The sequence below is a fragment of the Orrella daihaiensis genome, from assembly GCF_022811525.1.
GTDB lineage: Bacteria > Pseudomonadota > Gammaproteobacteria > Burkholderiales > Burkholderiaceae_B > Algicoccus > Algicoccus daihaiensis.
In genome coordinates, this window is sequence record NZ_CP063982.1 from 1,061,871 (window position 1) to 1,084,451 (window position 22,581).

The window sequence follows — 22,581 nt, forward strand, 5'->3', positions numbered from 1 at the left end:
TCGGAGATGGCGATGTCCGCTTTCAGTCAAAAGATCCTGCCTGCTATCTTGATTGCCGCCGGCGTCGGCGTGGGCGGCTGGTTTGTGGGTCAGGGCCTTGAAGGGTTTCGCCAGGCTGAGCGCTTCATTACGATCAAGGGTCTGGCAGAGCAAGACGTCAAAAGCGATTTTGCGATCTGGACCCTGTCGTTTCGCCGTGCTGGTGGTGACTATCAAGCAGTTAGGTCTGAATTGACTGCAGATCGTGAAGCCGTGGCTGCGTTCTTGCGCGGGCAGGGCTTTAATGATCAGGAGATCGAGCTGCGCCCGCTTCGCATCACCGACTTGATGGCCAGGGAGTACGGTCAGCAGGACGTGGCGTTGCGCTACACCGGCGAAGGCTCGGTGTTAGTGCGCTCGGCACGTGTGGATTTGGTGGCTAGGGCGTCCAACGCCGTTGACCCTCTGATCACCCAAGGTGTGGCGCTGTCGCAAGATGGCCCAATGGGTGGGGCGCCACGCTACTTCCTGCGAGGCTTTAATGAGGTCAAGCCGCAGTTGCTCGAAGCAGCCGTGACCAATGCGCGTGAACAGGCAGAGCAGTTTGCCACCGATGCTGGCGCCACGCTAGGCGACTTGAGACGGGCCAACCAGGGCGCGATCCAGATTCTGGATGATGATGGCTCTGATGGCTATAGTTCGGGTTTGACCATCGGCAAGCGCCTGCGGGTGGTCAGCACGTTTGAATTTCTCTTGAAGTAAAGAGGCTAACAATGTCCGGGGGCTGCCATGGTTGCCAAGCGGGTTAAGAAGTATCTGCCAGCTTCGGACAAAGTCTCGCAACACAAAATGTTGCGCTGGCTAGGGCCCACGCTGACCAAGCCAAGTCTTTGGCAAATCAATCGCCGCAGCATCGCCTTGGGGCTTGCGATCGGTGTGTTTTGGGGGTTGCTGATTCCGCTGGCGCAAATACCCTTTGCGGCCCTTGCGGCGGTGCTCTTGCGGGCTAATCTTGCGATTGCGGTGACCAGCACACTGGTGACCAATCCATTTACGTTTGCGCCGGTGTACTTCCTGGCTTATCAGTTTGGTGACTGGTTGCTTGGGGATCAGGGCGCCGAAGTGACCGAAGCGATGCTGGCTGAGCAGATGAGCCAGATCAGCGTGACCAGCACAGGCTGGATTGACCGCATCGGTGATGTGGCCGCACCACTTTTTACCGGCTTGGCATTATTTGCCACGGTGGGCTCGCTGCTTTGTTATTTGCTGGTGAGTTTGCTTTGGCGCTTGGCTATTGTTTTACGCTACCGTAAACGCCAGCGCCGCTTTGCCAATTCGCTTGACGACTAGGTTGGTTGCGACCTGGTCAGACAAGGTCGATCACGACGTTGCCAACGGAGCTGCCTTGCTCAACCGCCTGATGTGCGGCAGCCACCTGCTCAAGCTTAAAGCGCTCACCAATCAAATGCTCAAGCGCGTTTTGTTGTAACAACAGGGTCAGGCCTTGAACTGCCTGCTGCCGTTGTGCATCGCTTAGGTCGTACACCAGAAACAGTTTGAGCGTGACCGAGTTATACAGCCAAGTTTTAAAGTCAAACGACACGCGTGTCATGTCGTTGGATCCGTAACAAACAATGGTGCCGTGGCGCTTTAGAGCACCACCCACCACAAACTGATCCACGCTCGAGAAGTCCATATCGATGATGACATCGACCCCACCGGCGCCAGCCAATTCAATCACGTTTTCGGTGCAGTGCTGTTCCTTATAGTTCACCGTGTGATCCGCACCAAGCCTTTTAGCCAGTTCGGATTTGGCGCTGCTGCCAACAGTGCCGATTACTCGGGCGCCTTTGCGCTTGGCCATTTGCACGCAGTAAGCACCCACGGCGTTAGCTGCTCCAATGATCAATACCGTTTTGCCGGACACGTCACCGGCGTGCTCAATCGCCTGCCAGGCAGTTAGCGCCGGGATTCCCAGGCAGGCCCCCGCTTCAAAACTCACATGGTCTGGTAAAGCCACCGCTTGCGCGGCAGGCAAGGCGATGAATTCGGCGCAGGTGCCCATGGCACGTTGCCATTGACCGTTCCAGATCCAGACACGCTGACCGATCCGAGTTTGATCAACACCAGCACCGACCGCTTCAACGACGCCCGCACCATCGCTGTGCGGGATGATGCGATCAAACGCCAGTGGTCGGCCTGCACGTGACTTCACATCCGAGGGGTTAACCCCAGACGTGTGTAGCCGCACCAGAACCTCGCCAGCGCCTGGCTGCGGCACAGCCCAGTCGCCAACTGTGAGAACCTCACTGGCTTTGCCGTTTTGGGAATACCAAGCTGCTTTCATCTTTGATCACCTCCTCGCTAAACGGCGGGGCTTGCCGTGATGGTCAAGGTTTCTGTGAGGCACGTTTAATCGCTAGCCCAATAAATACGAGTGCCCAGCCTTGCAGCAGCAATTCGATCGCCAACAAAAGCCCGGGCACCCACGTGCTGCCTTCTGGCCAGCTGTTCAGAATCATCACGCCCAGAATGATGGTTAGCACCCCGGAAAGCGCAGGCCACAGCATGTTGCCGCCCGAGCCGTTTTGAATGGCGGCAATAATGCGCAAGACCCCTGTCACCAGAAATAGTGCTGCCAGCCAGATGGTCAATCCCTCGAGTGCAGCCAACGGCGCCATCCAAACAAACACACCCAGCCCGATGTATAGCGCAGCAAATAGGGACTGAATCAGGAAGGTGCGCCAGCCTTTGGACTGAAACGCATGGATCGCCATGAATACGCCGCCCACAAATGCGACTGCACCAAGAATAGAAATCGAGGCATACGAGAACGCTGTTTCGGCAATCAGACCAATCATGCCGCAGACCACGAGCAGCACACCAATGGCGATGAGCTTGCCCGAGTGTTTGACGGCCTCCCCAAATATCTGCTTTTGTAGGGGAGTCAGTGGTGGGATGTTGTTGTCTTGCATGTTGTCCTCTGTATGGCCTAGATGAGCCGATGTAACCGTTTGTCAGCAACTAAACGACAGATCATACCAATGCGCTGCCAAACCACGCCAATCTTGCACCAATCTTGCAGTGATCAGTCGATTAAGCATGATCATTGTGCATTTGCACAAAATAGGGTTTACTTGCGGACATGTCGACTTCAGTTACCGCTTTGCCCATGGAGCATCCCGATCGTCATCGTCTGCATGATGAGATTCATGCGCGTCCGGTCGGTCAAGCGCCGCACCCCGTGGTGGTGTTCTGTTTGGCTGTTTTAAATGAGGGAGTGTCGCGTGACTCAGAGCTAGCCCACCTGGCCAAGCTCAATGCTCAGACTGATACGGCAGGAACCACCGGGAATTTTGCCAGGGTGCGATTGCCGGTTGGTGACATCAAGTGGGAGCGGCACACGGAATTCACCCGTTACACCATGGTTCTGCCCATCGCCCAAGAGGCAGTTAGCCAGCGCAGTGCAGTGATGTGGTTTGCCCAAGTGCGGGCGGCTCAGGAGCCTTATGCCAAGTGGTTCTCTGAAGCGCCCGGCCAGACGATCGCCGCCATTGAGGTCACGGTGCTTGAAAGCTTGGACGACGTGTTGGAGCAGGGCAATGAGGTTGGGCGAGCCTGGTTCGGTGAATCCACGCTCCTGATGTCAAGACTGGGCACGCAGGGGCATTCGTTAGTACTCACGGACTTTCGGGTGCAGAACGATGGGGTAGAGCGCATGTTGGTGCTGACTCCCTCCTATACATCGCCTGCCCGTATCGGCCGCACGGCCCATCGCTTGATCGAGATGGAGATCTATCGCCTGATGGCACTCAAAGGACTGCCAGTGGCCAAGTCCTTGGGGGCGCAATTGTCAGAGGCCGAGAATGCGCTGGCCACCATTGCGCGTGAAGTGGAAAGCACCACCAGCCAGGATCCGGAATTACTACATGATCTGGCCTCATTGGCGGCCACGATTGAGCGCGCCAACGCTGATCACAACTATCGGTTCTCGGCCACCGCCGCTTATCACGACATCGTGCTGCAGCGGATCAAGGAGCTGCGCGAGAGCCCTGTGCCAGGTATTCAAACGGTGGGTGAATTCATTGAGCGGCGTCTAGGTCCGGCCATGGCAACAGTGGCTGCCACGGCCAAGCGGCTGGACTCATTGTCTGAGCGGGTCAGTCGGGTCAGTGATTTACTGCGCACGCGCGTAAACATCATGACCGAACAACAAAACCAGCAGCTCCTGGAAAAGCTCACCCGTGGACAGGCGCTGCAACTCAAACTGCAGCAAACCGTTGAAGGCCTGTCGATAGCGGCGATCTCCTACTATGTCGTGAGCCTTATTTACTACCTTGCCAAAGCCGGTAAGACAGCCGGCTGGTTACCGTTCTCACCAGACGTGGTGGCAGGACTTTCGATTGCGCCCACCGTCTTGGTGGTCTGGCAGATCGTGCGTCGGATTCACCGAAAAATCTCCCACGACTGACAAAAGGCAGCGCGAGCCACAACTCTTGTTGTGTGCATTGGTAACGCAGAGTCGCGATCTTAGGGGTAGTGTTCTCAGCATGCGCAAAATCAGCCTAAATGGCTTTCTGAACACTGCGTTGAACTCGGTTAAACTACAGGTCCTCACAAAGTGGCCCTCTAGCTCATGCTTGGTTAGAGCAGCGGACTCATAATCCGTTGGTGCGGAGTTCGACTCTCCGGGGGGCCACCACTTTCAAAGGGTACAACCTTGAGACATGGCTCTACCTCGCCGTGGGATTCCATGCGTCAATGTATCAACTTAAGTATGTACTTGAATACATATGTTTTTAAGAGCATAATTTACAAATGAGCTGGACCGTAATTTTTCATGATGATTTCGATGATGAATTCAGCCAATTGGCAGAAGACTTACAGGATGAAGTGCTGGCGCACGCGAAGGTCCTAGCTCAGTTTGGACCGCACTTGGGTCGCCCGACGGTTGACACGCTCAAGGCGTCTCGTCACACGAATATGAAGGAGCTTCGGTTTGACTGGCAGGGTGGTGTTTGGCGTGTGGCTTTCGCGTTCGACCCTAATCGGCAAGCTATCCTTTTGGTGGGTGGCGACAAGGTTGGAGCGGATCAGCGGCGCTTTTACCGGCGTTTGATAGCGATCGCTGATGATCGATACGATGCGCACTTGCATGCGCTACAAGAGAAGGAGTCAAAGCATGGCAAGAAAACTCGATGATGTAATTGCGGCATTACCCCAAGAGCGGCGTCAACGCATTGAAGATCGCGCGCTTGAACTTGCAACGCTAAAGGATTTGCGTCAGGCGAGTCAGCAAACGCAGGCGCAGATGGCCGCTGCGTTGGGCGTGGGCCAGGACACGATCTCCAGGCTTGAAAAACGTAGCGACATGTTGTTGTCGACATTGCGCCACTACGTTGAGTGTATGGGTGGGCAGTTAAATCTAGTGGCCCAATTTCCCAATCGCCCCCCTGTGGTTATCGAGCATTTGGGTGTGCAGCCTGCGTCTCGACCAACCACTAGACAGTCGCGACGTCGCACCCGTGTAACTGCTTGAAGTCGCCAAGTCTGGTGCTTTCTGCAGCTTTTACAGCAGTTGTTTCACAATTGCGTACGGGGCTTGCTTACACACTTTGCGACACACCGTAGTTATTTGTTTGTAACTAGCTGAAAAATGAACGATTCTTTTGATTATCTTTTCTCATAATCCGTTGGTGCTCGGTTCGACTCCGAGGGGGTCCACCAAATACATCAATAAAATCAATAGTTTGCGTGATTTTATTAGTAGTCACCACAGCCAAAAACTGCTTGCACACCGCTTACACACTTTTTTGGGCGGAATTTTGCTTGCACACTAAGTTTATTTGATCTTTTGCAACACTGAAACTACAGTGCCAAGCGGTTTCAAAAACTCTTCCCGCAGCATTTATCGAGGTGGAATGGGATCAATTCGTTTCAATTTCGTCCCTTGCTCAAATGGTAGCCCACGATTTCAGCATCATAAGCACCGTCGGCAACCCACCGGAAACATAATCGCCGTTGATCGTTTGTTCGGATCGTTTATTCGGATGCTGTACTGACCTTTTCGGCTTCCTCGTAACGCTTCTAGCCGGTTGCCTGGTGGAATTCTCAAGTCGTCAATCTGTTCGGACTCCTCGAGTAGCTTAAGCTTTCTCAAGGCTTGCCGTTCAAATGAAGCCCATCCCAATAAGCTTGGGCAAAAACGCCACGTCGTAAAGTGGCAGATGTAGCGACGTGGTTGCAGTCGGATTCGTAGGAAGGGACTGGCTGAGTGCGGCCCGTGTTTCGTTAGCCAAAGCTGATAGCTTGACTGTCTTTGTCGGTTGGTAGCGTTCGATGTATGAGGCCAGAGATTTAGCTCGCCTGCGTGCGCCGCTTTTGACTTCGACCGGCACAATATGGCCCAGATTGTCAGTCAAGAGAAATTCGATCTCTGCGTTTGATGCTGTCCAAGCGTAAGTGGGCTCAACACCCAGTACGGCTAGTTCTTGCTGTACAAAGTTTTCTGCGATGAATCCTTTGTACTCGTAGGCTTGTTGTTTGATTTGCTGGTACGTGGTACCCAACATGTGATTGAGTAATCCCACGTCAAACAAAAATAGTTTGACTCGCGATGGCTTACGGTAGGCCACTAGTGGTAGCCGGGGTTGGCCTTCGATCGGATAGTTCAGCAGCACCAAACGACAATGGTGTAGCCAGTTGATGGCACTTTCAAAGTCAGCATAACGAGTTTTGGGGGGGTGTACATCTTTAAAGCGAAACCGCTTAACCGAATCATCAACGACTGATGAGATTTGGGCGGGTATTTGTTTAAACACAGCATCAATCAGTTGCGCGTTTGTGCGTCCGGCGTATTTGCCGAAGTCTTTTTGATAGCCGGCAATCAAGTCAGCGTGAATGCGGCTGACGGCTTGGATGCGCTCGAGAACTTTTAACTCATCGGTACCGAACCAAGCATTGACAGCTGCAGGCATACCGCCGGTGAAGTAATAGTCAACTAGCTGCTGCATCAGAAGGTCATGTGCCACCTTTGACCTGTTCTGTGCCTCAAAGGCATCAACCAACATGGTCTGTCCGCTTGCGATTAAAAACTCGTGAAACGACAGCGGCCGTAGATTGTGTTGCTCGACTTTGCCAACAGGAAACGAGTTCAGCAGACCGATGTTTGAGCCACTGGCCACCACGAACGCCTCGGGCATTTGCTCGGCAAAATACTTCAATGATGTCACTGCCCGAGGACACTCGCCAATCTCGTCAAGAATGAGCAAGTCAGTCTTTGGATCAAAGGACTGACCGCTTAAAAGCTGTAGGTTGGCTAGCACCTTGGTCGGTGTCAGCGCACCTTCGAAGGCACTAGCAAACTCTGGTCGTTCAAGAAAATCGATGTGTAAGAAACGAGCGAATTGCTTGGCAAAGAGCGTCGTTAGCAAGTAGGTCTTGCCGGTCTGACGAGCACCGTCGATTAGCAAAGGTAGTCTCTGCGCTTTGGCCCTCCAAGCTTTCAGTTCTTCTGTTAGGTGTCTGCGCATGAGGTATTTCGCTGATTTAATTCCTGACTATAGCGTAATTTTACAGTTTTACCATTGTATAAAAAGCATTTATACACACTTTTAACAATCAAAAAATGTTTATATTTCACACTTTATGAATTTTAATAGTGTCAAGCAACTGAATGATTCTTCAAATATTGTTCGCCTGTTAGTCATTCCGGTTTAGTCACTCGCAAAGAGTCCAACTTACGCGACATGCGGCCTCTGCTCGAGACGAAAGGTAACTTACGGGTACTACTCTCGGGTGATTACAAGTCAGCAATCACCCGAGATCTCCATATCGATCAACCTAACAATGACCCAAGGGCTTTGGTGATTCTCACCACAATCACCGATGTCGTGTCTTTGGTGGCGAGCGCATGCTGATAGTGCTTGGCCAAGTCTTGCAGGTTGTCCACCAGAACACTGTGGGCCCCATAGCCTTTGGACAGGGAAACGATATCGAGTCCCGGTAGATCAAGGCCTGGTACGTTGGGCGTTTCTTCCAGCTCGGCGAACTGTTTCAAAATGCCGTATTCCTCGTTCTGAAACACCACATAGATCAAATGGGTCTTTTGTTGGACCGCTGAGTAAACACCCTGAATCGAGTATTGAAACGAGCCGTCTCCCATCAGGCAAATCACAGGTCGATTGCGTCCGGATTGTTTCTCGCCAAGCGCTAAACCGACTGCAGCTGGCAAGTTCCAGCCCAAGCCACCCGAGGCGAAGGTGTAGAAGGTATCAGGTTTGTCTATCCGGAAGACATCCTGCATCAGCGGCACGATAGAGGGGCATTCTTCAACGAGCACCATCTCGACAGGCGAGTGCTGCTTGAGCACCTCGAGCACCGCATGGGGCAACAATGGTTTGGCGTTGGCATCAGCCGGTTTGGGGGCGGCACGAAGAGGCACTCCTGCAGATTTGCGTTGTTTTAGTTGCGGCAGCAACATCTGCAAGAACAACTTCGAGTCACCCACGATGTTGTGACCGACAGCTGCTTTGGCAGCCATGCCAGGGTCGTCAGTCACATGCAGCACCCGAGCACCGGCTGGCAGGTAGTCACCCGCGACATAGGGGTAGTACCGAAACACGGGTGCACCCACGACCAGAATCAAATCATGTCCAGCCAGTTTTTGCGACAGCGGGCCGATCGCCGCCGGTAGCGCCCCTTGATAGAGGCGATGCGTTTCAGGAAACGCCGTTCGCTCACAAAACGGTGGCATCCACACCGGTGCGTCCAGTCTTTGTGCAAGCTCAACACCTTCGTCCCAGGCTTGGCTGCGAGCGATATCAGCACCAAGAATCAATGCTGGGTTTTTGCTGTCATTTAACGCTTGTGCGAACTCTGCTACCCAAGCAGGATCGGGTGCAACTCGGGAACTGACCTGACGGTAAACATCGATATCCAAGGCTGGCTGATCCCAGTCATCAAGCGGCAACGACAAAAATACAGGCCCAGCCGGCTGTTGAATGGCGGTGGCATAAGCCCGCATGAAGGCGCCCGGAATGTCTTGCGCTCGGGCAGGCTCATAGCTCCACTTCACCCAGGGCTTGGGCATGGTGGTGGCTTCGATGTTGGTGAGTAATGGCTCAATCAAAAGCATCTCACGAGTTTGCTGGCCGGCCGTGATGATGAGCGGCGTCTTGTTCTGAAAGGCGGTGAGCAGTGTGCCCATCGCATTGCCAAGCCCAGCACCGGTATGCAAGTTCACGATCACGGGTTTGCGTGTGCTTTGGGCGATGCCATCGGCAATGGCCACGGCACTCGCTTCTTGCAATGCCAGGATGTAGTCAAAATCTTTCGGAAAGTCCTTCAGGAAGGTCTCTTCGGTAGAGCCTGGATTGCCAACGATCGTGGTGAGGTTAAGTCGACGCAGCAGGTCGAAGGTGGCCTGTTTGACGGTTTTGGACATGCATCACTCCCTGGATATGCGATGTTGATACGTCGTTGTTTTATGTGAGTTGAAATATCGCCACGTGACAGTACACGGTTTTATGCAAATCCGGTAAAAAAATCAGTAACAGGTATCTTCGCCGGTATCCGGTCGCCTGCAGCCGGGCTTTGGCCGGATGAACTGTAAACACTCCAAGGATTATCCGATATGTTTAATCGCTTAGAATACATTTTAATGTCTTTTATTGGTAAAATACGAATTTAAAAGATATAAAAATGACGTTTAAACTTGCAATTGCCTCAGAGGTTCAACACACGCTTGGCCAACGCCTGCGGTTGCACAGGCTTGCCCAATCGCTGTCACAGGCTGAGCTAGCTGGCATGGCTGGGCTGTCCACTGGCGCGATACGCAAGCTAGAGCGAGACGGGCAGACTTCGCTTGAGACCTTGATCCGTGTGGCACAGACACTGGGACTTGTGCAGGAGTTTGATGCGCTGTTCGAGTATCGCCACACATCGATCGCGCAAATGGAGCGCGCTGAGCAGGCAAAACAACGGCAGCGTGCTCCACGCAGATCAGGCGCGAGCCGACATAGAACACACTTTAATCGTGACAGCGGTGGCGAGCCATGAAGCGCCTCGATGTCTACTACGCCGGTTGGTCTGAAGACTGGTTGCTCGGTTCGCTTGCCGACGATGGCTCAGCGCTACTGTTTGAATACTCCAGACAAGCACTTGAGCGTGGCCTTGAGTTGTCACCCTTGATGTTAAAGCTTGCGCCCAAGACCTATGATCGATTCCCACCCCATTTTTATCGTTTGCCCGGATTAGTGGCAGACAGCCTGCCTGACGGATGGGGCTTATTGTTGATGGACCGATTATTTCGTCAGCAGGGCATTCGACATCCGGGGCCATTGGATCGACTGGCTTTCATTGGTGATCGTGCCATGGGCGCGCTTCGGTTTGTGCCAGCTCATCAGGATGGTGACGTGGCATTCGATTGGAATCTCTCAACGCTAGCTGAAAAAACAACCCAGTTTTTGCATGACGATGCGAACACTGCTTTGCGTGAGCTCGCTGGCATTGGTGGCTCACCGCAGGGTGCACGCCCTAAAGCTTTGGTTCATTATCACCCTGATCATGGTGACATCACTACCTGCGCGCAGGGTTTGGGAGAACCTTGGCTAGTGAAATTTCCTGCTCAAGCTGAGCACAAGGAAGTCTGTGCGCTTGAGCAACTCTACGCCGAGCTTGCGCGCGATTGTTCGATCGATATGCCGCCAAGTCGATGGTTTGATATTGACGCCAACATGGCGGCATTCGGCGTGGCAAGATTTGATCGGTTCGATGGCCAGCGAGTGCCCTATCACAGCTTGGCTGGGTTGTTGCAAATAGACTTTCGGGTGCCTGGTGCGGTGGATTACACCGGGTTTTTGCGGGCGACCCGATTTTTAACTCGCGACGAATCTCAAGTGCAGAAAGCATTTGAACGGGCGGTATTTAATGTGGTGTTTCATAATCGCGATGACCACCCCAAAAACTTTGCCTGGTGTTTGGGCCAAGATGATCGTTGGCGCTTGGCCCCGGCGTTTGACTTAACCTTCAGTGATGGTCCCATGGGTCAGCACCACATGGATATCTGTGGTCAAGCAACCGACATTGGGCGTGAGCACCTGATGCAACTCGCCAAAGAGTCAGCAGTGCCTGAATCGGTGGCGGGCCAAACGATCGATTTCATGCTTGAGCAAGCGGCAGGCTTTAAAAAGCGTACCCGTGAGTTTCCAATACGCAAGGTCACTGTCGATCAAGTGACCGAAGTGGTTAAGGCTTGTGCCCAACGGTTAAAAGCATGAGCACCGAGTTCATGTTCAGGTGAGGCTATACTTCGCTGGACATTTTTCTAGGCCTTGATGGATGGACCTTCACATTTGGCTTGACGCATTTCGCTTGCAACCGGACCCGGTGTTGTGTACCGCACTGGCCATCGTGGCTGCATTCCTGATGGGCTTTGCCAGAAGCGGCATTGGTGCGGGCGGCTTTGTGGTGTCACCGCTCATGGTGCTTGCACTTGGCTCGCAGGTGGGCATCGCGGTTGTGGCCGCCTTGATGCTGCCGGCAGCCTTGACGTCTTATCAACAGCACAAACATGACGCCAAGCCCGAGTTGCTGCGTCCTTTGGTGCCGGCTGCATTTCTGGGTACCGTGCTCGGGGGAATCATCTTGTGGTTGCTCGTGTCTGATGGCGAGATGAGGGTGATCGAACGCAGGCTTGAGTTGACGGTGGCGGCCATGTCTTTGGTTTATGTGGTGCTTGTTAGCCTGCGTGACCGGGTGGCCAAACTGTTTAGCAACCTCGGCACACCCACACCCCAAAGCCTGTTTGTGATGGGCACGGGACTAGGCATCAGTCAGACCATCGCGAATTCAGGCTCACCGCTGATGACGGTTTACTTTCTGTGCTATCGCATCGGCAAAGAGCAGTTTGTGGGTGCCCAGGCTACGTTTCTGGTGATCCAGAACACCATCAAGATCCTGCCACTGATTTTTCTGGGGATACTGCACTTGGGTAACGCCACGGCTGCGCTGTTGTTGATGCCGTTAACCTTCATTGGCAGTTGGCTAGGACAACGTTTCTATAAACGTGCTTCAGAGAAAACGTTTTTTGGGCTCTATGTGGCGCTCTTGGTCGTTGGCTTTATTGCCAGTGCACTCCTGATCATTGGCCGAGCCCAAGTGTTCGGACTGACTTGAGTCATAACAAACGCTTGAGCGAGCCAGACCCAACGTCAGCGGTTCTTGTACACAACGCCTTCAATCAGCATCTTCGGCACAATCAAGCCAAACGTCATGGCCATCACGATCATGAACGCACCGGTGCCATTGGTGACTGTATCTAGCAACATGGTAAGCGTCGCTTGGCTACCCGCGTCATAGATGTCGACCAAGCCGGCGGCAAACTTGAACACAAAAATCCCTGGCATCATCGAGACCACCGAGGCAAACGCCAAAGCCGCAAACGGCAGCTTCAATTTGCGGGCGAGTATGGTCATAACGCAACCCGAGATGAGGCAGGCAACCAGGGTGGCGCTCACCACACCGCCGCCGGATTCAAGCACCAGCCACCGGCTGCCGTGGCAAGCCATGCCGACGATGACGGGCGCAGCCAATAATCCCCACGGCAATGAGAAAAACGCACCAAATGCCGCCACCGCAACACCGGCGCAGACGATATCGATCCATAGCGGTGTGTGCACCGCCGACGCGGCAGACGACAGCGTGCCATGCGTGCCGGCAAGCCCGATTAACAAACCTGCACAAATGGCCAGCAAGATGAGCGCGCAGTAGGCGAACCGGGAAACACCCAGGCCCAATCGCCCTCGTACCAGGTCAAGCGATGCATTCAGGATATGGGCACCAGGCACCAGGATCATGCACGGTGCAATCACCACAAACTGAACTCTGGGGTCATCAAATAGCCCTTGGGCGATGCCTCCACAAACACCGGCGATCAAAGCAGCCACAAAAGGTTGCACCAGCAGGTTGTCACTGTAGTGGGCAAGTAATCGTCTGACCGCGGCGCCTAGCATTGCCGTCACAAAAATCAAGGCCAACACCAGGCTGTCAGCTACCCCGAATATGAGACCGAGCGCAGAGGCCCCCAGCCCCGCCATCACAACGAACCTGATGTTGGTGCTAGGCGGATACTGTTCGATTTCGGTTAACTGTCGATCTAGCGCCTCGAGATCTGCGCCTGTTAAGCGTTCTTTATCTGCGCAGGCTAGATCAATCACATGATTGGTTTGTGCGACCTTGTGCATGTCTACGCCAGCCGGGCGCACAGACAAGATCGCGGTGTCCCAATTTTGTGAGTCCTTTTGTCGCCAACGACAGAACACACCGTCCCATTGCGGCACAATCTGCCATTCGATCCCCCCGGCTCGGGCGAGCCGGGTGGTGTCTTCAATTAACCGTTGGGTAGTCTGGCCATTGGCGTGCAGCAGGATCACTGCACGCTTTAGGCAATCAACGAGGTCGCTGGCCATAAACCCCAACACCCAATTTATGCTGGATCGTAAACAGGGCGGTAGGCGGTCTTGCGAATATGCGCCTCGATATCCTTGGGACGCTTGACCCGCGCCAGATTGTTGTCAAAGATGTACTCAGCAATCTTGGCCGCGGTGTGCAACGAGGCATCCAGGATTTGTGACTGCGGCGGGTAGATCAAACCCGTGTCCAACTCTGCCTGGGTCACTTGCTCAGCCACGGCCTTGGCGGCCACGATGAACATCTCTTCAGTGACTCGCTTGGATTGAGTGGCCAGCACTGCCATGCCCATGGCCGGGAAAATGTAGACGTTGTTGCCTTGGCCGGGGATGTAGGTTTTGTTTTTGTAGGTGACCGGGTCAAACGGGCTGCCGCTGGCAAATATGGCCTTGCCGTCAGACCATTTGTAGGCCTCTTCAGCCGTGCACTCCGAGCGTGAAGTCGGGTTCGAATAGGGGAAGATGATGGGGCGCTCATTGACTTCAGACATGGCTTCGATCACCTGCTGGTTAAAGAGCTTGGGGACCGTGCTCACCCCGATAATCCCGGTGGGCTTCAGATCCTTGATGACATCCACAAACGAGTTACTCGCCGCATGCTTGTGCGCAAATGGCTTTTGGAAGTCAGCGAGGTCTTTGCGCGATGACTGCACCAGGCCGTTGATATCAAACAACCAGTTGCGCGCACGCGCCTCATCGATACTCAAACCTTCCATGGCCATGGCTTGGCTAATCAGTTCGGCAATACCCGTGGCGGCAGACCCGGCACCCATGAACAGGAATTTATGCTCGGTCAGTTTCTTGCCAGTCACTCGCACGCCACCCAGAATACCGGCCAAGGCCACACCTGCCGTGCCCTGGATGTCGTCGTTGTAGGTGCAAACTTTGTCTTTGTACTTTTGCAGGATGCCCACCGCATTGAAGTTGGCGAAGTCCTCCCACTGAATGCAGCACTTGGGGTAGAGTGCCTGCACCGCATCAACAAATTCGGCAATAAACGCGTCATAGTCCTTGCCGCGCACACGCTGCTGACGCAAACCCAGATACAACGGGTCATCAAGCAGTTCCTGGTTATTGGTGCCCACGTCCAGCGTAATGGGTAAGGTGAGCTCCGGTGGCACGCCGGCAACCGCGGTGTAGAGCGCGAGCTTGCCAATGGGAATGCCCATGCCGCCTACGCCCAAGTCGCCCAAGCCCAGAATACGCTCACCATCGGTCACCACAATAAAGCGCACATCCTTCTGTGGCCAGTTTTTGAGCAACTCCTTGACCCGACCTTTGGCGGTGATGGGCAGATACACGCCGTGTGAGGAACGGAAGATGTGGTCAAACTTCTGGCAGGCTTCACCAACCGTTGGGGTGTAGACCAGTGGCATAAAGCGCGCCGGGTCGCCCATGAGCACAGCATAAAAGAGTGTCTGATTCCGGCTCTGCAAGTCCATCAAAAAAAGGTAGCGTTGCAAATCGTTATCGAGCATATCGAGTTGGGTGTGTACCCGTGCGATTTGTAACTCAAGGCTATCAACACCGATTGGTAACAAGCCTTCTAGGCCCAGGGTCTTGCGTTGTTGGGCGGTAAAGGCTGAGCCGCGGTTCATGCTCGGGTCGTGCAAGGCGGCATAGCCTTTGGCAGTGGTCTTAGCCATCAGAGTGCTCCATTGAATCAGTTGTTAATCTCAGTTGTTCATCTATTGGGTACTGAAATATACCCACTTTATTGAGCTAGCCTGCCGTCATGCGGCAGGCTAGCTATTTATTTCGCGACATAGGGGTGAACCATTTTGGCGGGATCGACCACGCGATTGAACTCCTCTTCTGAGACGAATCCAAGCTTTAATGCCGCATCTTTAAGCGTCAGATCATTGTCCATGGCGTAGTGGGCGATCTTGGACGCCTTGTCGTAACCAATCACGGGTGCCAAGGCAGTCACTAGCATCAGTGAACGCTCGACATATTCGGCGATTTTTTTCTCATTGGGCTGCGTGCCTTCGACCAGGAACTTGCGGAAGTTGGTGCAGCCATCGGTCATCAAGGTGATGGAGTGGGTGATGTTCTGGATGATGAGCGGCTTATAGACGTTCATCTCGAGATAACCGCTAGCACCCCCAAACCCGACCGCGACATCGTTGGCCATGACTTGAACAGCCAGCATGGTGAGCGCTTCAGCCTGCGTGGGGTTAACTTTGCCGGGCATGATCGAGGAGCCAGGTTCGTTCTCAGGGATATGCAGTTCAGCAAAGCCCGCACGCGGGCCGCAGGACATCAGGCGAATGTCGTTGCCAATCTTGTAGAGCGAGACGGCAAGCGTGCGAAATGCGCCAGACAAGTGAACCAGCGCATCGTGCGCACCTTGGACGGTGAACTTGTTTGGCGCGGTCACAAACGGCAGGCCAGTCAGCTTGGCAATCTCTTTGGCCGCATCTTCGGCAAACCCGGGCGCGGCATTAATGCCCGTGCCTACCGCCGTGCCGCCCAAGGCCAAGTGGTAGACACCTTTCAAGGCATCGTTAATGCGCTCCAGATCATCATCAAGCATACCGACATAACCCGACCATTCCTGACCCAGGGTCAGGGGGGTGGCGTCTTGCATGTGGGTGCGCCCGATTTTGACGATATCTTTCCACGATTCGGCTTTGGCGTTCATCGCATCGCGCAGTGATTTAACCGCAGGCAGCAGCCGTGATGTCGTATTGACAGCTGCTGCAATATACATGGCCGACGGGAACGAGTCGTTTGATGATTGCGACATGTTGACGTGGTCGTTGGGGTGAACCGGCGTTTTGCTTCCCAGTTCCGTGCCGGCCAACTGGCAGCACCGGTTGGAGACCACCTCATTGACGTTCATGTTGAACTGCGTGCCACTGCCGGTCATCCAGACGTGTAACGGGAACATGTCGTGATGTTGGCCAGCGAGGATTTCATCGCAGGTTTTGACGATCAGGTCATGTTGTTGGTCAGGCAAACGGCCACTGGCGTGGTTCACATTGGCAGCCGCTTTTTTTAGCGTGGCATATGAGGTGATCATCTCGCGTGGGATCAGATCTTTGCCGATGCTGAAGTGCTCAAGCGAGCGCTGCGTTTGTGCGCCCCAGAGTTTGTCGGCTGGCACTTCGACGATGCCGAGGCTGTCGGATTCTTTGCGAACGTCAGTCATGATGGGTTCCTTTGAAAAAAACGCGGTGAATCATGGTTAGAACAGTTTTTCAGCGATAAAAATCCACATCGCCATCGTAAAAATCGCCACCACATTGCTGGCGAGAATTTGTCCGGGGATCTTGTCAGTAGCAATCGCGAACTGCGAGCTCAACATCGCACCCATGGTGGCCGCCGGACAGGCCACGATGATGATGGCGCCTTTGGCCAGCAACGGATCAAGCTTGAACGCCAAGGCAAGCACCAACACCAGGGCAGGCATCAAGAAGTTCTTCACGATGACCACCGTCACTACCTGCAAGTCAATGCGTGGCGTCAGAAATGACAGCAAGATTCCGAGCGTAAATAATGCCAAGCCGCCTGACACATTGCCCAGCAGTTTCAGTGAATCCGTGGCCAGAGCCGGCAACTTAAAGCCCAGCAAAGCAAGAATCAGCCCCAGGATGGGCGCCCATACCACCGGTTGCTTGATAGTGTTGAGCAAAATGCTGCCAAGGCCTGGTGTGGCCGCCGCACCAGATGCTGTCCCTTTTTCTTTGTTCAACATCGCCATGATGATCGGAATCACAATGATGCTGGTGATAATGTTACCCACGATGATGGGCAGCATCCCTTGCTGGCCAACTACCGTTAACACCACCGGCAAACCAAAATACGCCATGTCGGGAAACCCGCTGTTACTGCCAAATAGAGCTGCTTCGCCGGGTGGTTTTTTCCAGACGAACAGCCCTAGAAACAGCGCCACAAAAAATGGCAAGGTAATGCCAATCAGCAGTGTCAGTACATAAGGAATGTTTTCAAATTGGCTCGGGCTAAAACCAAAGATCGATACAAAGAGGGCGCAGGGCAGGGCGAAGTTCACCACCGCCGTCGATAAGCTCTTGGCGCCATCGCTACCGATGAGCTTGGTCTTGCCGGCCAGAAAGCCAAGCAGCACCACAAACGCCACCGGGGCGAGTGCCGTCAAAATCAGGTTAATCATAAAAATTCCCCTTGGTTGTGATTATGGTTATCCAGCAAGAGAACACACTGCAAAAGAACAAGCTACAAAAGAAATACCGACTTGATGCGCACCATCCGTTTAGGCCTTAAAAGAAATGCCGCACACCAGTACCCACCACCGAGCTCCTCGCGGTACTGAATGTTTGGTAATTGTTCCCATAAGAGCCCCAGACATAGACGTCGGTGCGTTTGGAGAGGTTATAGACATAGCCGGCGCTGAAGATATTCTGCGTCGCAAGTTCAGTATTGGCTTTTAGTGCCCCGGTTGGTTGCAGCATCTGCCACGACAGCAGCACTCGGCCTTGTGGGCCGACCGGAATCGTGGCGCCTAGCGCGTATTGCGAGGATTTCGCGCCTTGTGCAAACAGCACGTTCGAGCCTTCACTAAAGGTCGTCAATGGCGTGGAGTAACCGCCTGCGCCTGCTCCTTGCCCAAAAAATGCACCATCAAATGTTTGCCCGATCACAGCCGATACTTTGACAACCTTAAAGTCGTAGCTCGCCGCCGCGAGCCACGCCTTGGGTGTGGCCTGGTTTGTATTGGCCACCGTTTGGCCAGTGCCCGTGGCAAACTGGCTAGCACCATAGACCGCGTCATAGGTTGCCAACAAAGCCAGACCGCCGCGGCTGTATCGCAGTGCTGCCGTGAGCATCCGCATATTGGCGCTCGTCCCAAAAAACTGGGTGCCTGGTTGCAGGGTGTTTGATGGCCCGTTGGCATAAATGGCACTAAAGCCCGTGTTAAACGAATAACCGACACTGGCTTGCCAGCCATACATATTGCCGCTTTGATACAAGAGCAGATTGTTGGGTCGCACACCATTGGCTGACCCAAACGAGGCCCCCCAGCCTGCCTGGCTGCCAGAAATAGAGAAGGGATCAAAGGGCACTAAATAGCTGTAGGCCAGGTTGGCTGCACGACCAAACTGCACAGAGCCCCATCGGTTATTGGCAATCGCCAGGGTCGATTGACGTCCAAACCCAAGTCCACCCTGTCCCAGGCTGCCGTTTTGTGCGTTCACACCCTCTTCGAGCACGAACTGGACCGACCATTGGTCTGACAGCGGCTCGCTACCTTTGATTCCCCAGCGCGAGCCACTTAACACCCCTGATGTCATGCCGGCTTGCGATCCACTGATCGCGGGCCCCCAGCTGCCGGCATCACGAGAGACATGGTTGTAGTAAAGACTCAAGTCAATAATGCCGTACATCGTCAGGTTGGAGGCAGCCATCGAGACCGACGTCGCTAGCGTTGCCGCCAGCCCAAGCGTGGCTACCAGTATGCAGTGAGGCACTACAAACTTTATGTATTTCGTTGTGTTCATGAGCAGTGCATGGCAAGGTTTGACGTGGTTGGTCATCAAACCGGCAGCCTGTTGTGCGTTAAAAAAAACGAAGGTCAACAGAGCCGCTGTGCTCGGGATAAGCAAAACGACGATCGCATTATCACCACAATTTGTGACATTTGTCGACGTAATAATGTGTAAGGAAACCAAGACAAGCCAGTCATTCACTAAGTCAGCCATAGCCAGGGGATCTGAGCTCTGTAAGCCAGAGACGGATTTGTCGTATAAACGAGCTTCAGAGCCTCAGAACTACAGAGCAAAGCGCTCGCCACACCCTACGATACTTAATCAAGCCAATACGCCATGTCACCGCCCCGTAAACGTCTGGTTTCAGACAATTTCAAAGACCATATCCTGGGGTTTTTTCAGGATATACAGTGGTCAATTCTGGCTTGGTATCGCTACGTCAAGGAAACCTGGCCGATTTTTGTGACGCTGTTAAGCATCACAGCGGTTGCCATCTATTTTGCTGAACCACCACCGCCATCGAAGGTCACCTTCGCTGCCGGCGTGCCGGGCGGTTCATACGAAGATATCGCTAAACGCTACAAAGACTTTTTCAAACGGTACGACATCGAACTCGAGGTCTTGCCCTCTACCGGCCCGCTGGCCAATTTACAGCGTATGGTAGACCACACGGCTAGCCCGCGCATCGATGTGGCGCTGACGCAATCCGGCTTGGCCAGTGACGTGGCAGGCGTTGACCAGCTCGCTTACCTCGGCAGCATCGACTACGAGCCCATTTTCTTTCTGATGCGCAAGGACCGACTGCCACAGACGCGTGACGATTTCATCGACGGCTTGTCTGACAAGCGTCTGGGTATTGGTGAGCCAGGCACGGGTACCAAGGTCCAGTTTGAGCGCTTGCTGGCGCTCAATGACCTCACCTTTAAGGTTTCGAACTTTGTGGTGCAGTCCGATCAGCAATCGGTTGCAGACGTGCTGTCGGGCGAGCTCGATGGCGTGGTGCTCGTCGATGGCATCCAAAGCAAAAATATGCAAGCGCTGTTGAATTCGCCAGAGGTGGTGCTCTTAAGCCCATCACGCGTGCAGGCCTATCACCGCTTGTTACCCTACCTCGATGTGCTGACTATCCCGGAGGGCTCCATCAACCTGGTGGACAATGTGCCAGCCAAGGACATGAAGATCCTGAGCACGACCACCGCACTGGTCGTACAAAAAGATTTGCACCCCGCGATTCAGTTCCTGCTGATCAAGGCTGCGGTTGAAATCAGTGGGACAGCGTCGTTTTTTGCCAGACAGGACACATTTCCCAAGTTCAATGAGTCAGTGATTGTCCGCAGTCCCGTGGCGCAAGAGTATTTCCTGAAAGGATCACCGTACCTTGATCGTCATTTGCCGTTTTGGTTGGCAGAGTTGCTTGACCGGTTTGCCTACGTCTTGATGCCGTTCCTGGCATTCGCCTATCCCATCTTGCTGTCCTTGCCTGGTTACCGGCACAAGCGCCTGACACGACGAATCTGGAACAGTTACGGCAAGTTAAAGGAATTAGAGCTTGAACTGTCGGATGATTTTGATCCGTTAAAAGCCGAGCAGTATCTCGAGCGGCTTGACCAGATCGAGTCTGACGCCATGCGCGTCAAAATCTATGGCAGCCAGGGGGCAGACTACTTCAAGCACCGTCAGCACATTCATTTTGTGAGGGCGGTGCTGTATGAACACCTGCAAAAAGAGGGCGTTGTCTCAGGGACTGAGGCAGCGCCGTCTAAACCCATGGGTCATGAGGCTGGGGTCAATCCGAACCTGCGCAGTGATACCCGCACTGAAACCCGCAACCAGGGCTAACACCCGGTTAAAGCCGCAGGTTCTGCCTGGCCAGATCGATCACTTCTTTGGCACGGCCATCAAGCACTGCCTTCATCAAGAACAAGCCAAAGTGACTGGCTTGCTCCACCGTGGTGGTCGGTGGCATGGCCAATTCCTGGCGTGCGCTCACTACATCGAGTAGGGCAGGACCGGGGTGTGCGAGAACCTCCTGCACGGCTGCTTCGAGTTGGCTCGGATCTTCAACGCGTACCCCATGAATGCCGATGGCACGGGCCATCCCCGCAAAATCCGGGTTTTGCAGATCCACGCCAACATCCACAAAGCCGTTGGCCTTCATCTCCATCTCGACAAACCCAAGCGTCCCGTTATTCAACACCACAATCTTCACCGGCAGGTTGAGCTGTTTCAGGCTCAAGACATCACCCATCATCATGGCAAAGCCGCCATCACCCGACATGGAGATGACTTGGCGGCCTGGGTGGCTGGCTTGTGCACCGATAGCCTGAAGCATGGCGTTGGCCATCGAGCCATGATTAAACGAGCCAATCAGGCGGCGCTTGCCGTTGAGTTTCAGGTAGCGTGCAGCCCACACTGTCTGTGTGCCCACATCACAAGTGAACACCGCATCCTCGGATGCATGTTCGCTCAGCAGGCGGGCGACCGCCTGCGGGTGAATGTTCTTGTCACCGGGCTTGATCACCGCGAGTTGGTCCAAGTCATGACGGGCTTTTTTGTAATGATCCCGGGCAGCGTTCAAGAAGCTGTCATCGTTCTTTTGCGTGAGGTGGGGCAATAAAGCCGTCAGTGTGGTCTTCACGTCACCTAGTACGCCTAGATCGAGGCGGCGGCGGTTACCCAAGCTTTCAGCGCGACAGTCGATCTGCGCGACCTTGGCATGTTCCGGGTAAAACTGACGATACGGAAAATCAGTGCCCACTAAAAGCAAGGTGTCACAGTTGTGCATCGCGTGATACCCAGAAGAAAACCCGATCAATCCGGTCATGCCCACATCAAACGGGTTGTCGTACTCGACAAACTCTTTGCCACGCAGTGAATGCACGATGGGGGCCTGCAGTTTGCCGGCGAGTTCAATCAGCTCGGCATGGGCACCGGCACTGCCGGCACCACACATCATGGTCACCCGCGAAGACTGGTTCAGTAAATTTGCCAGTGCCGTGACATCGTCCGCGTTAGGTGCCAACATCGGTGGTCTTGGTTGGGTCCAGGTGGGGGCGGCAATATCAGTTTGGGCCAGTGCCACATCGCCTGGAATCACGACCACTGCTACCCCACGTTGGGCCACAGCCGTGCGAATCGCGCGCTCCAGCACGCGCGGCAACAGCGCCGGGTTGGAGACGAGCTCCACATAGTGACTGCACTCCTGAAACAGAATCTCCGGGTGTGTCGCCTGGAAGTACCCACTGCCGATCTCGCTACTCGGGATATGGGCAGCAATCGCCACCACGGGCACTCGGCTGCGGTGACAGTCAAACAGCCCGTTAATCAGGTGCAAGTTACCTGGCCCACAACTGCCGGCACACACCGCAATCTCACCAGTCAAGTGCGCCTCGGCACCGGCGGCAAACGCCGCAGCCTCCTCATGACGCATGTGCACCCACTGCATATCGGGACGCGAGCGCAAAGCATCGGTAAATCCGTTCAAAGAGTCCCCGACCACGCCATAAATACGTTTGACACCGGCTTGGCCAAGGGTATCGACCATCAGTTTGGCAACGCTGTGTGACACGAGAATCTCCTATGGATTGGTGAACGGTGTCGAGAATAGCGTAAGTCGGTCATACTAGGTGGAAATATTTTTAACTCACCCAAGCAGGAGCGCAGCC

At 54.1% G+C, this 22,581-nt stretch carries 20 protein-coding genes and 1 tRNA gene; 10 read left to right on the top strand and 11 right to left on the bottom strand.

Going from position 1 to position 22,581, the window contains the following annotated elements; genetic code table 11:
• Positions 1-12: 12 nt before the first annotated feature.
• The gene (locus DHf2319_RS05100; RefSeq protein ID WP_243479735.1) at positions 13-741 is read left to right on the top strand and encodes an SIMPL domain-containing protein; all 729 of its coding nucleotides are present in this window, start codon (positions 13-15) and stop codon (positions 739-741) included.
• Positions 742-768: 27 nt separating this feature from the next.
• Positions 769-1,329, top strand: a complete 561-nt coding sequence (locus tag DHf2319_RS05105) for a DUF2062 domain-containing protein (RefSeq protein WP_243479736.1) — start codon at positions 769-771, stop codon at positions 1,327-1,329.
• A gap of 16 nt (positions 1,330-1,345) precedes the next feature.
• On the opposite strand, the gene DHf2319_RS05110 is transcribed toward DHf2319_RS05105, so the two are convergent.
• Positions 1,346-2,326 (bottom strand): NADPH:quinone reductase, encoded by a 981-nt coding sequence (locus DHf2319_RS05110; RefSeq protein ID WP_243479737.1) that lies wholly within the window; start codon positions 2,324-2,326, stop codon positions 1,346-1,348.
• A gap of 43 nt (positions 2,327-2,369) precedes the next feature.
• Positions 2,370-2,954 carry an HdeD family acid-resistance protein gene (locus DHf2319_RS05115; protein ID WP_243479738.1) on the bottom strand — a complete coding sequence of 195 codons (585 nt, stop codon included), beginning with the start codon at positions 2,952-2,954 and terminating at the stop codon, positions 2,370-2,372.
• 170 nt (positions 2,955-3,124) lie between these two features.
• Here DHf2319_RS05115 and DHf2319_RS05120 point away from each other — a divergent pair, with 170 nt between their 5' ends.
• From DHf2319_RS05120 to DHf2319_RS05135, 4 genes are all read left to right on the top strand, one after another.
• A complete protein-coding gene (locus DHf2319_RS05120; protein WP_243479739.1) occupies positions 3,125-4,450 on the top strand; it encodes a DUF3422 family protein in 1,326 nt (441 codons plus the stop codon).
• A 152-nt stretch (positions 4,451-4,602) separates the two neighbouring features.
• Positions 4,603-4,681 (top strand) — tRNA-Ile (locus tag DHf2319_RS05125).
• A gap of 116 nt (positions 4,682-4,797) precedes the next feature.
• The gene (locus DHf2319_RS05130; protein WP_243479740.1) at positions 4,798-5,181 is read left to right on the top strand and encodes a type II toxin-antitoxin system RelE/ParE family toxin; all 384 of its coding nucleotides are present in this window, start codon (positions 4,798-4,800) and stop codon (positions 5,179-5,181) included.
• A complete protein-coding gene (locus DHf2319_RS05135) occupies positions 5,162-5,518 on the top strand; it encodes a helix-turn-helix domain-containing protein (RefSeq protein ID WP_243479741.1) in 357 nt (118 codons plus the stop codon). Before DHf2319_RS05130 ends, DHf2319_RS05135 begins: the two co-directional genes overlap by 20 nt.
• Before the next feature lie 441 nt (positions 5,519-5,959).
• On the opposite strand, the gene DHf2319_RS05140 is transcribed toward DHf2319_RS05135, so the two are convergent.
• The 3 genes from DHf2319_RS05140 to mdlC form a co-directional block, all read right to left on the bottom strand.
• Positions 5,960-6,169: a type II toxin-antitoxin system RelE/ParE family toxin gene (locus DHf2319_RS05140; protein ID WP_440137314.1), complete on the bottom strand. Its 210-nt coding sequence runs from the start codon at positions 6,167-6,169 to the stop codon at positions 5,960-5,962.
• Complete coding sequence (locus DHf2319_RS05145) at positions 6,150-7,511, bottom strand: ATP-binding protein (RefSeq protein WP_243479742.1); 1,362 nt, start codon at positions 7,509-7,511, stop codon at positions 6,150-6,152. Before DHf2319_RS05145 ends, DHf2319_RS05140 begins: the two co-directional genes overlap by 20 nt.
• Before the next feature lie 305 nt (positions 7,512-7,816).
• On the bottom strand, positions 7,817-9,424 hold the full coding sequence (mdlC, locus tag DHf2319_RS05150) for a benzoylformate decarboxylase (RefSeq protein WP_243479743.1): 1,608 nt from the start codon (positions 9,422-9,424) through the stop codon (positions 7,817-7,819).
• Between the two features lie 257 nt (positions 9,425-9,681).
• Between mdlC and DHf2319_RS05155 the strand changes: the two genes are divergently transcribed.
• From DHf2319_RS05155 to DHf2319_RS05165, 3 genes are all read left to right on the top strand, one after another.
• Positions 9,682-10,038, top strand: a complete 357-nt coding sequence (locus DHf2319_RS05155; RefSeq protein ID WP_243479744.1) for a helix-turn-helix domain-containing protein — start codon at positions 9,682-9,684, stop codon at positions 10,036-10,038.
• The gene (locus DHf2319_RS05160; RefSeq protein WP_243479745.1) at positions 10,035-11,258 is read left to right on the top strand and encodes a type II toxin-antitoxin system HipA family toxin; all 1,224 of its coding nucleotides are present in this window, start codon (positions 10,035-10,037) and stop codon (positions 11,256-11,258) included. Before DHf2319_RS05155 ends, DHf2319_RS05160 begins: the two co-directional genes overlap by 4 nt.
• A 61-nt stretch (positions 11,259-11,319) precedes the next feature.
• On the top strand, positions 11,320-12,156 hold the full coding sequence (locus tag DHf2319_RS05165; protein WP_243479746.1) for a sulfite exporter TauE/SafE family protein: 837 nt from the start codon (positions 11,320-11,322) through the stop codon (positions 12,154-12,156).
• A 35-nt stretch (positions 12,157-12,191) separates the two neighbouring features.
• On the opposite strand, the gene DHf2319_RS05170 is transcribed toward DHf2319_RS05165, so the two are convergent.
• From DHf2319_RS05170 to DHf2319_RS05190, 5 genes are all read right to left on the bottom strand, one after another.
• On the bottom strand, positions 12,192-13,448 hold the full coding sequence (locus DHf2319_RS05170; protein ID WP_243479747.1) for a threonine/serine exporter family protein: 1,257 nt from the start codon (positions 13,446-13,448) through the stop codon (positions 12,192-12,194).
• 17 nt (positions 13,449-13,465) lie between these two features.
• On the bottom strand, positions 13,466-15,094 hold the full coding sequence (locus tag DHf2319_RS05175) for an NAD-dependent malic enzyme (protein ID WP_243479748.1): 1,629 nt from the start codon (positions 15,092-15,094) through the stop codon (positions 13,466-13,468).
• A 107-nt stretch (positions 15,095-15,201) separates the two neighbouring features.
• The gene (gene fumC, locus DHf2319_RS05180; protein ID WP_243479749.1) at positions 15,202-16,602 is read right to left on the bottom strand and encodes a class II fumarate hydratase; all 1,401 of its coding nucleotides are present in this window, start codon (positions 16,600-16,602) and stop codon (positions 15,202-15,204) included.
• Positions 16,603-16,638: 36 nt separating this feature from the next.
• Entirely contained in the window at positions 16,639-17,583 is a 945-nt protein-coding gene (locus DHf2319_RS05185) for an AEC family transporter (RefSeq protein ID WP_243479750.1), read from the bottom strand.
• A gap of 106 nt (positions 17,584-17,689) precedes the next feature.
• On the bottom strand, positions 17,690-18,928 hold the full coding sequence (locus DHf2319_RS05190; protein ID WP_243479751.1) for a porin: 1,239 nt from the start codon (positions 18,926-18,928) through the stop codon (positions 17,690-17,692).
• A 324-nt stretch (positions 18,929-19,252) separates the two neighbouring features.
• On the opposite strand from DHf2319_RS05190, the gene DHf2319_RS05195 reads away from it, so the two are divergent.
• Entirely contained in the window at positions 19,253-20,755 is a 1,503-nt protein-coding gene (locus tag DHf2319_RS05195) for a TAXI family TRAP transporter solute-binding subunit (RefSeq protein WP_243479752.1), read from the top strand.
• 7 nt (positions 20,756-20,762) lie between these two features.
• Here the strand turns inward: DHf2319_RS05195 and poxB are convergent, their stop codons facing one another.
• Positions 20,763-22,460, bottom strand: a complete 1,698-nt coding sequence (gene poxB, locus DHf2319_RS05200; RefSeq protein WP_243480016.1) for a ubiquinone-dependent pyruvate dehydrogenase — start codon at positions 22,458-22,460, stop codon at positions 20,763-20,765.
• Positions 22,461-22,581 lie beyond the last annotated feature (121 nt).